Origin of the sequence: Microcoleus sp. Pol12A5 (assembly GCF_036701435.1) — a bacterium.
Lineage (GTDB): Bacteria > Cyanobacteriota > Cyanobacteriia > Cyanobacteriales > Microcoleaceae > Microcoleus.
The window spans coordinates 158,265-172,995 of record NZ_JAUBQU010000001.1 but is presented as its reverse complement, the minus strand read 5'-3'; the positions used below and the strand labels follow the sequence as shown (position 1 = coordinate 172,995).

Annotated in this window: 13 protein-coding genes; 2 read left to right on the top strand and 11 right to left on the bottom strand. The window is 47.7% G+C overall.

What is annotated here, in order from left to right; genetic code table 11:
- On the bottom strand, window positions 1–1,226 hold a 1,226-nt coding region (locus QUA45_RS00695), incomplete at its 3' end, for a Calx-beta domain-containing protein (RefSeq protein WP_333094820.1).
- Window positions 1,227–1,845: 619 nt separating this feature from the next.
- Window positions 1,846–3,954 carry a GAF domain-containing protein gene (locus tag QUA45_RS00690; RefSeq protein ID WP_333094822.1) on the bottom strand — a complete coding sequence of 703 codons (2,109 nt, stop codon included), beginning with the start codon at window positions 3,952–3,954 and terminating at the stop codon, window positions 1,846–1,848.
- Between the two features lie 314 nt (window positions 3,955–4,268).
- Between QUA45_RS00690 and QUA45_RS00685 the strand changes: the two genes are divergently transcribed.
- On the top strand, window positions 4,269–5,180 hold the full coding sequence (locus QUA45_RS00685) for a pantothenate kinase (RefSeq protein WP_333094824.1): 912 nt from the start codon (window positions 4,269–4,271) through the stop codon (window positions 5,178–5,180).
- A 53-nt stretch (window positions 5,181–5,233) separates the two neighbouring features.
- Here QUA45_RS00685 and QUA45_RS00680 read toward each other — a convergent pair whose 3' ends face one another.
- From QUA45_RS00680 to QUA45_RS00665, 4 genes are all read right to left on the bottom strand, one after another.
- A complete protein-coding gene (locus QUA45_RS00680) occupies window positions 5,234–6,040 on the bottom strand; it encodes an alpha/beta hydrolase (protein ID WP_333094825.1) in 807 nt (268 codons plus the stop codon).
- 158 nt (window positions 6,041–6,198) lie between these two features.
- Entirely contained in the window at window positions 6,199–6,654 is a 456-nt protein-coding gene (locus QUA45_RS00675; protein ID WP_333094826.1) for an NUDIX hydrolase, read from the bottom strand.
- 77 nt (window positions 6,655–6,731) lie between these two features.
- Complete coding sequence (bcp, locus tag QUA45_RS00670; RefSeq protein ID WP_333094829.1) at window positions 6,732–7,205, bottom strand: thioredoxin-dependent thiol peroxidase; 474 nt, start codon at window positions 7,203–7,205, stop codon at window positions 6,732–6,734.
- The gene (locus QUA45_RS00665; RefSeq protein WP_333094831.1) at window positions 7,186–7,347 is read right to left on the bottom strand and encodes a hypothetical protein; all 162 of its coding nucleotides are present in this window, start codon (window positions 7,345–7,347) and stop codon (window positions 7,186–7,188) included. The genes bcp and QUA45_RS00665 overlap by 20 nt, the downstream gene beginning before the upstream one ends.
- Before the next feature lie 326 nt (window positions 7,348–7,673).
- Here QUA45_RS00665 and QUA45_RS00660 point away from each other — a divergent pair, with 326 nt between their 5' ends.
- Entirely contained in the window at window positions 7,674–7,865 is a 192-nt protein-coding gene (locus QUA45_RS00660) for a hypothetical protein (RefSeq protein WP_190738786.1), read from the top strand.
- A 99-nt stretch (window positions 7,866–7,964) separates the two neighbouring features.
- Here QUA45_RS00660 and argH read toward each other — a convergent pair whose 3' ends face one another.
- The 5 genes from argH to nusB all read right to left on the bottom strand — a co-directional run bounded on the left by argH (window position 7,965) and on the right by nusB (window position 14,471).
- The gene (gene argH / locus QUA45_RS00655; protein WP_333218912.1) at window positions 7,965–9,350 is read right to left on the bottom strand and encodes an argininosuccinate lyase; all 1,386 of its coding nucleotides are present in this window, start codon (window positions 9,348–9,350) and stop codon (window positions 7,965–7,967) included.
- Window positions 9,351–9,637: 287 nt separating this feature from the next.
- Entirely contained in the window at window positions 9,638–9,877 is a 240-nt protein-coding gene (locus QUA45_RS00650; RefSeq protein ID WP_333094833.1) for a hypothetical protein, read from the bottom strand.
- Window positions 9,867–11,354 carry a PP2C family protein-serine/threonine phosphatase gene (locus QUA45_RS00645; protein WP_333094834.1) on the bottom strand — a complete coding sequence of 496 codons (1,488 nt, stop codon included), beginning with the start codon at window positions 11,352–11,354 and terminating at the stop codon, window positions 9,867–9,869. The genes QUA45_RS00650 and QUA45_RS00645 overlap by 11 nt, the downstream gene beginning before the upstream one ends.
- Window positions 11,355–11,926: 572 nt before the next feature.
- Window positions 11,927–13,684: a signal recognition particle-docking protein FtsY gene (gene ftsY, locus QUA45_RS00640; protein ID WP_333218910.1), complete on the bottom strand. Its 1,758-nt coding sequence runs from the start codon at window positions 13,682–13,684 to the stop codon at window positions 11,927–11,929.
- A gap of 154 nt (window positions 13,685–13,838) precedes the next feature.
- On the bottom strand, window positions 13,839–14,471 hold the full coding sequence (gene nusB, locus QUA45_RS00635; RefSeq protein WP_333218908.1) for a transcription antitermination factor NusB: 633 nt from the start codon (window positions 14,469–14,471) through the stop codon (window positions 13,839–13,841).
- Window positions 14,472–14,731 lie beyond the last annotated feature (260 nt).

Genomic DNA, 14,731 nt, shown 5'->3' with positions numbered 1-14,731 from the left:
GTGCCACCGCTGCGAGTAACGTTAATCGTCGCCACGCCGCCTTCAGCCACCGTGTAATTTGGTTGGGCGAACTGGAAAAGACTTGGAGACGTCGGAGTCGGAGTGGGCGCCACAGTTGTTGACACCACATCATTAATCGTCAAAATTGACGGATTACTGACATTGCCACCGAAGAGCACCAAATTCACCGTTTCCGCCGATTCCGAAATCGCATCAGTCAAAGTCGGCACGGTGAAACTAGCGGTAGTTTGCCCCGCAGCAAAATTCAACACCCCCGTCACCGAAGTGTAATCTGCAGCAGTGCCTGAACTTGCCGAACCGTCAAGAGTCTGGTAGTTAATCGATGCAGCCGCCGTGCCACCGCTGCGAGTAACGTTAATCGTCGCCACGCCGCCTTCAGCCACCGTGTAATTTGGTTGGGCGAACTGGAAGAGACTTGGAGATGTCGGCGTCGGCGTCGGCGTCGGCGTCGGCGTCGGTGTCACATCAATGCCTTGATATTGAATACTCCGCACTAGGTAGTCGGAACTATCGTTTTTGAAGGAGGTAGCGGCGTAGGCAGCGGTGGGGTTCGCGTAGGCTGTGGCGGAGAACCGCAGTTCGTCAAAAGTAAGGCCGGTGAGAGAGTCTCCTACTATTTGCAATGTGAAATTGCCATCGGTACGATCGCCAATGAAAGTCACTCCATCTGAAGACACACCGAGCGGTTTTGGAGTGGCAGGAGCGCTGAGGCGAGTGATCGTAAAATTGCTGGCCGATACCCGCGCCCCATCCTTAAAGAGTTGCAGCGAACCAACTTCATCGCCTTGATCGTCGGCTGTAGTAGAACTTGATTTGGGAAATAATCCACTGAGGTCGATCGTGGCGCTAGTGATATCTTTATTATCTGCCCATTTCACCTTCAGCACCTGAGATAGATTGGTGTTGGGGTCAAAGTTGATTTCCGCCCGACTTTTAGTGGCGTCGGTAAACCAACCACTATAAGAGCCGTAGACACCAATACCACCGGGACTGCCGTAGCTCAACCCGCTTTTAGAGTCGTTCGTTGCTAACGTGAGGTTGCTGATGGGAGCAGGGTTAGTGTAGTTCGTTTCAAAGCCATCAAAAGCTATCCCAGACAGTTGGATGCCTTGATTCTGGGCGGCATTCGGCCATTGTGCAATTAGCTCACTGACACTGCTGTAATTAGTGCTTGTACCCAAAGAACCAGTGAATGAAGTAGCCATAGCTTCTCCTTTGATGATGAGTAATTAAGAATTAGAAGTGACAGAAAACCAGAGGTTGGGCTTTCTTGTAGCGATCGGTCACTGCAAGAAAAATTTCCTCATACGTGCAGGGAAATCAAGTAAAAATGCTTGCCCAATCAGCATCTGAAGGTATTATTGCCCCTGATAAAATGTTGAGTGTAAATAATTACACCTACTTACACCTATCTACATAGGAATGTTTAACTTTCATCATCAGTAGGTTTGATCCGGAAAAAGTGCGATCTTTTTTTCAGCCCTATAAAAAATGGGTTTTCCACATCTGTAGAGGAGAGCTGAAATCCCACATTCCGGGCCCCAAGAGGCAGCGGTCACTGGTTTAGCGGACAAAAGTGAATCAGCAGAGACACTTATGAGTAAAAATACTCATAATTTTATATGTCTAGGCATAACAAAGTTGGGGATTCCTGAAAATTGAGGTTCGGGCCTAAGTTAAATCTGATTGCCTTAAAAATGCGATCGCTAAAAAACCAAGTTTATTGGTGATCCTTCATGTGATTGACGATCGCTAAAAGATGTCAAATCGGTTCTAGACTACTGCCAGAGTGACAAAATAGGGTTAATCGTACTAAAGCAGGAATTATGCACTTATCCCCCTCTGATTTGTCAGCGGCAACTCTACAATAAACTCAGTTCCTTCGCCAACCTGACTGACGCAACCGATCTTGCCGCCGTGAGCTTGAACAATTACCTGATAGCAGACTGAAAGTCCTAAACCAGTACCTTTACCCACAGGTTTAGTAGTAAAAAATGGATCAAAAATCTTGTCTTGAATTTCCGCAGGGATGCCAGTGCCCGTGTCGCGGACAGAGATTTTTACCCAGTCCGGATCGCTTTGCCAACTGCGGATGGTTAATTCCCCCGGTTTGCTCGTTGACTGGAGCGCATCTAAAGCATTGTCAATCAAATTATAAAATACTTGGTTGATTTGACTGGCATGACATTGGACGGGCGGCAAACTGCCGTATTGCTTGTCTATTTTGATATTGGTTTTTAGCTTATTTTGCAGCATCAAGAAACTGCTTTCTAAACCTTCATTCAAATCTACTGGTTTTAATTCAGCGTGGTCTAAACGAGAAAAATTTCGCAGGGTCATCACGATCGAGCGAATCCTCCCGCTTCCTTCCCGCATTGAATTAAGCAGTTTACCAAAGTCTTCTCGAATGTAATCGAGTTCTAGTTCTTCATTGATTCTGACAATTGCCTCCGCTGCTTCGGGGCAGGCATTACCTACCTGTTCTAGAGCTTCGTTCAACGCTTTAAAATATTCTTGAGCGTGAAACAAGTTAGCGTGGATGAAATTGTTGGCGTTGTTAATTTCGTGAGCAATTCCCGCTACCATTTGCCCCAAACCTGACATTTTTTCGCTTTGAATCAATTGCTGCTGCGCCGATCGCAATTCTTGGAATGCTGCTTGCAATTGCTGGGTTTGAGCTTGAGATTTGACCGCAGCTTCTCGGACTTTGCTGTAAAGTTCTGCTTGCTGAATGGCGATCGCCATTTGGTTGGCTATCTGGGATAGCAACTCCATTTCTTGCCACTGCCAATTGCGGGTATCCCGGCACTCGTGAGCAATCAGCAAACCCCACAGCCTACCGGGAAATTTAGGATTATAGCTTCCGGCTGTTTCGGGCGAACTTTCTTCAGTTCTCGATGTAACAATTGGCACGATCAGATTAGCTTTTACCTGCAAGCTATCTAAGAAATCAACGTGACAAGGCTCTAAACCAGCATTAAAAATATCATTAATGGCTTTGACTCGCCCTTGCTGGTAAAGATCGGCGTAATCTCCGCGGAAACACTTATCCGCCCCCATATCCCCTAAAATTGAAGGCCAAGGGATGACCATATCTTCAACAACAACTTTTCCTTGCCAGTTGTCTTGAAACTGATAAATGATTACTCGATCGCACTGCAACATTTGGCGGACTTCTCTCACCGCTGTTTGTAGGATCGTTTCCAGATCTAGGGTACTGCGAATTTGGTTGCCGATCAGCCGCAGCAGCGATTCTCGTTCGGCTTGGCGCCTGGTTTTGCTATAGAGTTTGGCTTGATTGATCGCGATCGCCAATTGCGATCCTACCCCTTCTAAAAGCTGCCTTTCCCAATCAGTCCATTCCCGTTCGCGATCGCACTGATGCAAGCCAATTATGCCATTCACTTGACCTTGATAGCGAGTAGCTACTGCCAGCATTGACTTAATCTCCAAAGCTTCGGCAATTTTTCGGGTTTGTGGATTCAATCCCGGAAAATCGAGAAACTTCGTCACTGCTAGCGAATCTTGCTGAGACACGACGGCAGCCAAATGCGGGTTGTCAGTCATCGGTACTTTCATACCAAGTTGAATCGGATAGTCCCCCGCGTTGTACTCTCCGCGCGTGACTAAAGTTTTTTCTGTATTTGATTCTTTGACTAAAATGCTCACGCGACTGCATTCTAAGGCTTGCCCCAACAATCGGCAGGCTGATGTCAAAATTTCTTCTATGTCAAGTGTACTGCGAATTTCGTTATTAATTTGGTTCAGCAAGTTTGATAACTGAACTTGCTGCTGCATCTGCACGATTAGGGCTTTTTGTTGGTCTACTTCCGGCAGCGAAAGACTTTCTTCCTGCCTCCAGTTTTCAGATTCAGGCAACCGCGAAGTTACTCTCTGCCAGGGGTTTTCGTGTTCTTGTATTTTTAAAGACATATTTACTCAGGAGTTGTACAGTATTTTGATTGAGTCGGTTTTTTAAACCTATGCTTACCCCGCCAACAGCCCCATCGCAGCTACCAGGACTTTTGGAATATCTTAAGACATTATAAAGGATGCAGCCTGAGCAAAGCAATTATTTGCTTTACAAATATTTATATTTAGCAAGTATGCCCTCTGTCGCCCACAATACTAATTGGCGCGTGGCATGGAACTTGGTCAAATGTCAAATAGAGTTAACCGCCCGCTTAACCGAATAAACTTAATATAAAATCTATCTTTAGTTTAATGTTTGGGCGCGCTCTATCGACATGGAAAACTCAATTCCCGACAATTTTAGTTCGCCACCAAGAACCGACAACCTTATATCTGGATTAATAGGTAAAGACCAGATTAAAATAGCTTTGGCGATCGGCAATTCCCGGCTGCACTGGGGATTATTTGTGGGCAAAACCCTGGAGAAAACATGGGATACAGAGCATCTCAATGCTGATGCTGTTTCCCCGCTCTCCGAGGAGGAAAAGGCAGAATATTTGGTGCAAATAGTAATGAGGTCGATCGAGGAAGTATCTTCTCACAATCTCCTTTGTCTTCCTACTACTCCCGCTTTTTCTAGTCCTCACACACTTTCTTTAGTACCGCTGCCTCTAATTTTGGCCTCAGTAGTTACCCCCCAAACAGCAATTTGGCAGAGTTATCCTAATGTCCGAATTATTACTTTAGACCAGTTGCCGATCGGAGGACTCTATCCTACCCTGGGAATTGACAGAGCTTTGGCTGTACTGGGCGCTGGGAACCAATTGGGTTGGCCAGTTTTACTTATAGATGCTGGTACAGCTTTAACATTTACTGGGGCTGATGTCAATAGGTATTTAGTTGGGGGCGCAATCTTACCAGGTTTGGGTTTGCAGTTATTGTCGCTCGGTAAAAAAACTTCTGCATTACCTTTGATCAGTTTACCACAAAATCTGCCGCACCGCTGGGCGAAAGACACTGCTGGGGCAATTCAAAGCGGAGTTGTGTATGCGACGGTGGCAGGAGTTAGGGATTTTATTGAAGATTGGCGGTGTTTGTTTCCTGATAGCAAATTTGCGGTCACGGGGGGCGATCGCACTATGCTTTTAAAATACCTCACCGCAGCCTTTGCTGATACAGCCGCAGGCTTAATTGACGCACCCGATGCTATTTTTTGGGGAATTAGCTTGTTAATTGTTGACTGTTAACTGTTGACTGTTGAGTGTTACCAATTCCCAATTACAAATTACCAATTCCCAATTCACTTAGCAAATTCCCGAATATACTTAGCAAGAACATCCGGGACTTCCTGCGGCAAATTGCTTTCCCCCGGACTGACCAATTGCAGTTCGGCATTAGGAGCCAGAGCAGTATAGGATTGACAGAGAGAGGAAACTGCGGGAGTATCTTCAGAACCGTGTAACACCAAAACAGGCGCTTTCAGCAAAGGCAAATTCTCATCAACTAACTCCGCTGTAATTTCAGTCCGCCGCCGCTGAAACAGCAACTGCACGGCAACTGGGGACTGCATCAACTGCTGCCTGAACTTTAGCAGTCCGTCAATCTTTTTTTTGCTACCCAGCAACTTAGCAATTGGATAGATCGATCGCAGCAACCAAAAAGCGAGGGGTGGTTGGCCGATCAGCCAGCTAGCCGTCTGCCACCGCCCTCGCCGATTGCCAACCTTGACACCTTCTGGGGCCAACAAGACCAAACCCTGAACTCGATCGGGATATTTGATAGCGTAGCTGGTGGCCACCCAACCACCCAGAGAATGAGCGATTAAATAAACCTCTCGCAGCTTCAAAGTATCGAGGTATTGGGCGAGACATTCTACTTCCAGGTCGATCGAATAATGAAGATTCGGGCGTTCCGAGTCGCCAAACCCCAGCAAATCCGGTGCGAAGCATTGGTAGTAGGGACTCAAATGTTCGATCGTCCTCAGCCACTGACTGCTGTCCTGCCAAGAACCGTGCAAAAATACTAAATTCGGGCCTTGACCGACTTCGTGCCAGAAAATTTGCCCTACAGAGAGTTTGACCCGAGAATTGCGTAGCGGTGAGTACATCCGGTTAAATATTTAGTAATAAAAAGATGATTAATTTAATGTTCAGAGATTGTGAATAAAAGTAGGAAAACAGTGAAAATTAATTCCCCAGTTATAACAGAAAACTTTTGAGGGCGAGGTAATTTCCGACTTTTCTCAAAGTAGGATGCCCCGCCGATTTACGCCAAAGTTGTCAGGCCTTGAAAATAGTCCTGTAAGTGCTGGTCGTTATCGTGGCTGAGGGCACCCTCCGGCAGCGATGCGGGCAAAAAAGCCTCAACCTCACTGACCTCAAGCGTATCCTGAACTTGCATATTGCCCTGCACCTCTGCAGCCACCACGATACAAATCGAGTGCAGGCGAGGGTCTCGATCGGCAGCCGAATAAACACCCACCAAGCGGCGGATTTTGACTAAATCGAGTCCTGTTTCCTCCGCTAATTCCCGGCGCACTGTCGTCGGAATATCCTCTCCCCAATCCACCATACCTCCCGGCAGTGCCCAGCGACCGTTGTCGCGGCGGCGAATTAACACAATTCGTCCGTCAGGCAATACGGGAATCACCGCAGTACCAGTGACGGGATGTCGAAAAATCAGTCCCAGCACAGTTTGTACAATTTGCCACAATCGACGCATAAACTCAAAAGCTTGTTTAGGAGATAGTAATTTCAGGCCTCCTAGCTTGCAGCTCCGGAGTCTTAATTTTTAATTTTTCATTCACGCCAGAGCTCTGGCAAGTCTGCTAGGATCTCAGCCGCGTGAGTTTCTGGTTTGACTTTCCGATAAACCTTTTCAATCCTACCATCTGGGTCGATCGCGAAAGTTGATCGAGTAATTCCCATAAATTCTTTTCCCATAAATTTTTTGAGTCCGTAACAGCCGTAGGCGGTAGCAACTTCGGCGTTTAAGTCGCACAGCAAGGGAAAAGGCAGTTGATATTTAGCTGTAAACTTGGCGTGGGTCCCGGCCCCGTCTGTACTGACGCCGAGGACTGCTATATTGCGCGACTGGTAGTCTGAGTAAATGTCGCGAAAGCCGCAAGCTTCTTTGGTACAGCCAGGGGTATTGTCCCTAGGGTAAAAATAAAGTACAACTCGCCGCCCTCGAAAATCTGCAAGGCTGACGACATTGCCTTGCGCGTCGGGCAGGCTGAAGACAGGAGCTACGTCACCGGGATTGATAGTCATTTGTCGTATTTGTCAAGAGTTTATAGAAATCTTCTGGAAGATTGAAAACATTGCGTCCCGATCGCACCGAGATGCCCACCAGCGACTTGAATCCCGGTGTTCTTTTTTCTGGGTCTTGTACCGGGTGTGCTATGATCGTCATCGGTCTAAAATTGAGTATAACTAGCCAACGTAAAAACTTAACTGGATTAGTTGAGTGCGTAGTCTCACCTAACGGTGTTGCGGTTTAGGAAAGCTAAATTTGAAGAAAACCTAACTACATAAAGAGAACTGATCAAGTACGGTATGGCATACCGGAATTTACGCTTGGGGAGAAGACACCTATATTTTGGCTGGAGAAATCCTGTCGCAAGCAAGTGACTTCGCTGAACCAAGAATCTCAGTCACCAAGAGTGCACAGAGTGTCAACCTTAAGAATCCCCGTGCGTGAAAGCCCGGGGACTGTCAATGTTTATTAGTGAGGTCAGAATGGCTAAGCGCCGCAATCTCAAGAAAGAGAAGGCACAACGAAATCAAGCATACGCTCGCAAGTTTCGCAAGCGGAGAAATCAAGATATGTTCTCCAATAAGAGAAGACGATTTGACGGCGGTAACGGCGGTGGCATGGGCGCCATGAGCGGTGGCGGCAGAGACAAAGACATGGCTGCTGCTGAAGATTAATTGAGTCAGGCTATCTGCCGAACTTAGAACCAGAGTGGAAAACACGATCGTTCTAAGGAGAGATAGCCAGCCGGAATTTGTCGAATAATTCAACGATATTTAGGCGATCCGATCGCGCGCAGCGATAAGTGATTTTCTCACTTGTTCAAACCCGGTACCCCCGTAACTATTGCGAGCCGCCACCACTTGCTGAGGTGCGATCGCGCTGTAAATGTCTGTCTCAAAGGCTGGGTGCAAGTCTTTCCACTCCTCAAGTGTCAAATCTTTGAGGAGTTTGCCCCCCGACAGGCAAGTTTTGACGACTTTGCCGACAAGGTTGTAAGCTTCCCGGAAGGGAACGCCTTTGGCGGCCAAGTAGTCGGCTACGTCTGTAGCGTTAGAAAAGTCTTCCGTAACAGCAGCAGCGAGGCGTGAGCCATTAAACTCAATTCCTTCGCGCAACAAAATTGTCATTGCTTCCAAGCAACCCTGTACCGTTCTTACGGTATCAAACAAAGCCTCTTTATCTTCTTGCAAATCTTTGTTGTAGGCCAAAGGAAGTCCCTTCACTACTACCAACAAGGCTTGCAAGTTACCGAACACCCGCCCCGCTTTGCCCCGCACCAACTCCGGCACGTCGGGATTTTTTTTCTGCGGCATGATACTAGAACCAGTAGCGCAGCTATCTTTGAGCGTAATAAATCCAAATTCGTGAGAAGACCACAAAATCATTTCTTCTGACAAGCGGCTCAGGTGCACCATAATCAAGCTGGCTGCGGCGAGAAATTCGATCGCAAAATCTCGATCGCTCACTCCATCTAAGCTATTAGCATAAACCTTGTCAAACTGCAATAGTTCTGCTGTATAATGTCGGTCAATTGGGAAAGTCGTCCCCGCCAGCGCGCCGCAACCCAAAGGCGAAACATTCACCCGCTTGCAGATATCGCCGAGACGTTCCCAATCGCGATCGGTCATTTCAAAATAAGCTAACAGATAATGAGCCAAACTGATTGGCTGAGCGCGCTGCAAATGAGTGTAACCGGGAATTAAAGTTTCCACGTTACGATCGGCAAGATCGAGCAAAACCCCTTGAAATTCCCGCAATTGCTCGCGAATTTCTGCGATGCGATCGCGCAAATACAAGCGAGTATCGGTGCCGGCTTGATCGTTGCGCGATCGGGCCGTGTGCAGCTTTTTGCCCGCATCCCCCACGATCTCCGTCAGTCGCTTCTCTACAGCGAAGTGAACGTCTTCTGCATCAACTCCCGGAACAAAAAGTCCTTGGCGGTATTCGCGGCCGATCTGTTCCAAACCATTGACTAACTGTTCGCCTTCTGCTGCGGAAATAATCCCCGTTTTGGCCAGCATTTTAGCGTGAGCGACAGAACCCGTCAAGTCATACTCAATCAATTCAATATCGAAGCCAATACTAGCATTGAATCGGGCGATCGCCGGGTGCAGCGCCGATTCAAATCTTTGACTCCAAGTTTTTTGTTGTGTTGTCATTGCTCAAGCTAAAACTAGATTGTATCTCTCTTGCAGAACTCTATAAAACCGGTTTGTAGCAAAGACTTTAGTCTTTCCTCCGGTTTGTAGTCAGCACTTTAGTCCTCTATTCCCAATTCGGCAATAAAAAACTCAAGTCCTGACTAACAACTTTTTATACATCTTTTGATCGGAAAAAACTGAAGTCTGGACTACAAAATTGTGAAACTTTTTCTGCATCATAAAGAAGTGAAGTTTGGGCTACAAACCTTTTAAATTCGTTGCCGATACCTTCTTCGACAAGAACTCTAACGAAAAATCCCTTTAAAGAACCAGCCCACAAAAATACCTATAAAAAAAGCTCCTATTTGACCAGTCGAAACAAAATTGTTCCAAGCTTTCTGGAAATTTGTAAAAATTTCGTAACTTTGACCCAAAATCACCGTCGAACTCAAATGAGATTTTAAAACTAACACGTGAGCGACATCATTCCAATTAATCGAATTGGTTAATCCAGCAGTAATTTCCGGTATTAAATTAACTATCATGGTGATTTTCTCCTGCTAAAGGTGTTACCCTAAGTACAACCAGTGTCATGTCATCTTCGTTACGATTGCCGATACCGATAAACTGGTGTACGCGATCGAACAAATAATCCAAAATTTCTTCAGACTGCTGATAATTTTGACAGGCCCACCCAAAAGCTGAGGTCAAGTTATCCTCATCAAACCGATCGCCCCTTTGATTAGCAGCATCGGTAAATCCGTCTGTGTAATAAATAATAGTATCTCCTGGCTGCAATTGCACTTGGGCTTCTTGGTAATGCGAATCAGCATCCAGGCCAATTAACATTCCCTCCAAAGTATCGAGCTGAACAATCGAATTAGTTGCAGCTTGCCACAGCAAAGGCGGGTGGTGAGCAGCATTGCTGTAAGACAAAACGCGAGTTTTCGGGTCGTACTCCGAATAAAACAGAGTCACAAAACGGTGGGAATTTTCCAAATCCGCGTGCATAACCCGGTTTAAATGTTGCAAAATTCTCGACGGCGAGTGGCGGTTCAAAACCTCCGCCCGCAGCATACCCCGTGTCATCGTCATCAACAGGCCCGCCGGTACTCCTTTGCCCATCACGTCGCCGATCACAATGCTCCAGCGGCCCTTGTCGATTTTGGACTTGAGATTTTTAATCAGGGATGGGGGGTTTTCCCCCTCATTCTCCTTGCCGATCGGGTCATAGTCAGCGGGGATAAAATCATAATAATCTCCGCCGACTCTGCTAGCAGTTTGGCAGCGGGCAGCCACGTCAAGACCGGGAATTTTCGGACAACTGCGGGGTTGCAGCCGCAATTGAATTTCTGCCCCGATTTCTAACTCTCTGTCTAAGCGGTCTTTTTCCGCCAACTTAACAGTAAGTTCGTCTTTGCAAATGGCCACAGCTGTTTGATCCGCCACCAACCGAACTAATTTCTGTCTGCTGGGAGTCCAGAGATATTGCGGATCGCTGCTAAAAACATAAAGCCGTCCGCGTTCCAAATTGTTGACTAAAATTGGTGCCCCAAACAAATGAACATCTGGACCCAAATAACGACCGACTTGCAGGTCTAGACTAGAAGTTTGCCCAGAGGTTTCCGAAAACGATGAAGCAGTAGCGCCCGCACCTGCTGTAGCTTGCCTGGTGGCTATTTCCAGCGCTTTTCGCATATCTTGGCACTGCCGTCCTTCCTGACAATGCAACTGCTGGAACCTAACTTGACCGTTGGGTTTGAACAGCACTAAAGCTCCCCCGTCGGCGTCGGTAACGCGAGTCGCCACCAAAGGCACCAACTCCAAAAATTGGTTGAGATTGTTAAAACTTCGCAGGGCAAATCCCAGCGAACCCAACATATCTTGAACGTTGTGCTGATATCGGTGCAAGCGCGCCACCAGTTCTTTGAGGGCAAATACTGGCGTCGCGTCGGTGGAATTGCGACCCGGTGGGCGGTCAGCAGGTTGAGGTGAGGGGCGAGGCAAAGGCACAGCAGTCATTTTTAATTTGTGATTGTCGATGTTAGAAGCAGGAATGATTGAGGACTTACGGGCCACTTGAACAGAAACCCGTTTTTTTCTCGAGCAAGTAGTTTGGTTTGAGCGAGTAAGTTGGGCACTAGGACATTTGTATCAACTTAAATCTAAAATTCTTAAGAAATCTCGTTTATAGCTGAGTCTAGATACCCCCTCAATCCACGCTCCTTGCTCTACTTGGGTGGGCCCAAGACCGCAGCGGATCCCCTTAAGAAGAAGGGGGACTTTGAGCATCTCCTGTCCCACCCGACTATCAAGGGGGCGCCAGGGGGATCGGGAAGAATGTACTCAGACAGCCGACTGATACTAAATTTGAGCTTAATTTGATACGCTTGCTTTGCCTCGCGGTTTGATCCCAACCAAGTAATAACAGAACGAAGGTATTGTTTCTAGATATTTATTTTTCACTCGATCGCTCGTGGCGATCGGCGCAAGTCCTGCGATGCTAGTTTGAGGTTAATAATTTGAGATTTTGAAGATCTGTGTCCGCCTCCCAAAGATGGGGGCGGCTGGCAAATGCCTCATCCATCTAAAATCTAAAATCTAAAATCGAGTAGGGCTTCCACAAATTCGTAACTAGAAAACGGACGCAAGTCTTCGATGCTTTCCCCGACTCCAATAAAGCGGATTGGCAGACCAAGCTGCTGCACTACTGCTAGGGCAACACCACCTTTAGCAGAACCGTCGAGTTTTGTCAATACTACTCCGCTTAATTTTGCCGATTCTGCGAACACTTCTGCCTGTCGCAAACCATTTTGACCCAGTGTGGCATCCAAGACCAGTAGAGATTCTACGGTAGCGCCTGGGGCTTTCTTATCTACAATGCGACGGATTTTACTTAATTCGTCCATCAGATTTTTTTTGTTTTGCAGGCGGCCTGCGGTGTCTACGATCAGCAGTTCTGTGCCTCGGGCGCTGGCAGCGGCGATCGCATCAAACACGACAGCAGCCGGATCGGTATTTTTCCCGGGGTTGGCAATAATTTCGACCCCACTGCGGGAACCCCAAACTTTCACCTGTTCGACGGCGGCGGCGCGGAAAGTGTCGGCGGCGGCAATTAGGGTTTTGTAGCCGGATTTTTGGGCAATATGGGCAAGTTTGCCGATCGTCGTAGTTTTGCCCGCACCGTTGACTCCTACGATTAACCAGATGTTGAAGGTGTCTTTTTCCGGGGCAAATGTCAGGCTGTAGGCGGGATTGCCGGCGGCGGTTTCGGCACAGGGAGCGTCCAGAATGTCGCGCAGGATGGTTTTCAGATAGGCTAGAGCCTGTTCGGGCGGCAGCACTTCTTGTCTGAGTCTTTCTTGGAGGCGACTGATAATGATGTCGGTGGCTGCGACTCCGACATCGGCTTGCAGGAGCAAAGTCTCAATTTCCGCTACCGCGTCTTGATTGAGCGGGCCTTGACCGACGATCGCCTTTAGTCGATTAATTAAGCTGCGACGAGTTCTTTCTAAGCCTTTCCGCAGTTTTTGCAGCCAAGTGATTTCTTCGACGGATACTTGGTCTGGTCGGCGGCCTTGACTTGCTAAGATTTCTGAGGACCACAGGAAGCCTTCGTCAAAGGCGAAACCGGGAATTTCTTCGATAATTGCCGCTCTCTCGGCGGCGGCTGCAATTACTTCTGGTTCTTCAAGGGCTGTTTCTTTGAGACGTTCGATGCGCTCCATGCGATCGGCCTGAGCTCTGGCCCAAAACGGCAGGGCTTCGGCTGCTTCGCCCTCGGATGCCAGTGATTCGGTTTCTACAACCTCTGTTGCAGGTTCGGCAATTTCTATATTTTCTGCTGTAACTTCTAATTGTTGAGCAATAGGTGCAATGTCGATCGCCCCCGCTGTTGGTTGCAGAGTTTCTGCAATTTCTGCTGGCTTGGCTGCATCAAGTTCTGAAAGTTCGGTTGCTTCAACTGTTGCTGGTGCTGCAACTTCTGGAACTTCTGGAACAGTTGGTGCTGTGGGTGCTGGTTCAAGTTCGATCGGCTCGGTTGCTTCAATAGTCGCAGGTTCTGCAACTTCTGCAACTGCTGCGCTTTCTGCTTCGGCTGCTGGAACATCAGGCGCTGCAATCTCAGAAACTTCTGTTTCGGGTTTTTGCTGTTTTTGAATATTTTTGTAAGCAGCTTTTGCCCAATTGAGATAATCTTCGGCTACAGCAGGAGAGCCTTGCTCTGTTGCATCTGTTTGAGGCTCAACCGATGGGGATTTTGCCGACTCATCTTGCTGCTGTTGGGGGTTTGCCTCTGTTTCTGAAGATTTGCTTTCGCTGTACTGGCGACGAAACCAATTAAATACCATAGGAAATTGGGAATATAGTTATTAGTCCTTAGTTTAGAGCGGATTGCGAATTGCGGATTGTGGATTGCTAATGACTCTGGGTAAGGTTCGTGCCTCGGCGTGCACCCTCCGGGTAAGGTACTCACCAAGCACCCGGAGGACTGAGGACTAAGGACTAGGGACTAACAACTTCTGCATTGATTTTATCGACTACTCGGCGGAGGACTCCGTTGATGAAGCGATGTCCTTCGTCGCCGCTGTAGCGTTTTGCGAGTTGGACGGCTTCGTTGACGCTGACTTGTTCGGGTAAGCCGAGATATAGCATTTCGGCGATCGCGATTCTCATGATATCTCGATCGATCCGGGGCAACCGTTCTATTTGCCAGTCTACAAGGGCTTCCGAGAGCAATTCATCAATTTGAACACGGTTGGCGCTGACTTTCGTCAGGATTTGCAAAGCGTAGGTGCGGACATCTTGCTGGTTGGCTAGCTGGATCAGTTCTGGAAACTCCATTGCTGAACCGAGACGGTTGATGGCGGTTTGGGTGAGTTCGACTGCTTCCCGCACCATTGCTCTAGCACTTTGTATATCGGCTGCGCGGATTTCGCTGGCCAGCAGTTTGTCGCTACTCAGCTGCACTTCGGATGCGGCTGCTTCTAGGGATTCTTGAACTTCTGCTGTCAGGGTGCGGATGGCGGCGAGGAGAACATCTTGCAGTTTCTTGGCTTCTAAGAGTTCTGGATTCGCCGGCAGTTGGCTGATGCCGAGGAGTGCGAGTTCGCGTGCTGTTTCGCGGGCTTTTTTCATAGTTTTTAGATAGGAATTGGGACTTTAGGAATTTGGGAATTTTTGAGATTGCTAGGCGCTGGTTGAGAGCATAGACTTGGACTTTAGCAGAAAAACTCGCAAAAAACCCGCCCTGAGCCACTATTGTTTCTGGGTAGGTTTTGGACAAATATTATCTGTTATTGGGAAAGTAAAGTTTAGAGTTTCAAACCCGCTAACAATGGGGAGCATCTGAGTTTTGCTTTTACAGGAGAGCAAACGGGACGCCCACTATATGTATA

Bases quoted from the DNA above. Each gene is read 5' to 3' on its own strand.
- ftsY (WP_333218910.1), bottom strand. From the start codon at position 13,684: ATGGTATTTAATTGGTTTCGTCGCCAGTACAGCGAAAGCAAATCTTCA.
- nusB (WP_333218908.1), bottom strand. From the start codon at position 14,471: ATGAAAAAAGCCCGCGAAACAGCACGCGAACTCGCACTCCTCGGCATC.
- argH (WP_333218912.1), bottom strand. From the start codon at position 9,350: ATGACAACACAACAAAAAACTTGGAGTCAAAGATTTGAATCGGCGCTG.
- QUA45_RS00665 (WP_333094831.1), bottom strand. From the start codon at position 7,347: ATGACGATCATAGCACACCCGGTACAAGACCCAGAAAAAAGAACACCG.
- QUA45_RS00645 (WP_333094834.1), bottom strand. From the start codon at position 11,354: ATGACTGCTGTGCCTTTGCCTCGCCCCTCACCTCAACCTGCTGACCGC.
- QUA45_RS00685 (WP_333094824.1), top strand. From the start codon at position 4,269: ATGGAAAACTCAATTCCCGACAATTTTAGTTCGCCACCAAGAACCGAC.
- QUA45_RS00650 (WP_333094833.1), bottom strand. From the start codon at position 9,877: ATGATAGTTAATTTAATACCGGAAATTACTGCTGGATTAACCAATTCG.
- QUA45_RS00660 (WP_190738786.1), top strand. From the start codon at position 7,674: ATGGCTAAGCGCCGCAATCTCAAGAAAGAGAAGGCACAACGAAATCAA.
- bcp (WP_333094829.1), bottom strand. From the start codon at position 7,205: ATGACTATCAATCCCGGTGACGTAGCTCCTGTCTTCAGCCTGCCCGAC.
- QUA45_RS00690 (WP_333094822.1), bottom strand. From the start codon at position 3,954: ATGTCTTTAAAAATACAAGAACACGAAAACCCCTGGCAGAGAGTAACT.
- QUA45_RS00675 (WP_333094826.1), bottom strand. From the start codon at position 6,654: ATGCGTCGATTGTGGCAAATTGTACAAACTGTGCTGGGACTGATTTTT.
- QUA45_RS00680 (WP_333094825.1), bottom strand. From the start codon at position 6,040: ATGTACTCACCGCTACGCAATTCTCGGGTCAAACTCTCTGTAGGGCAA.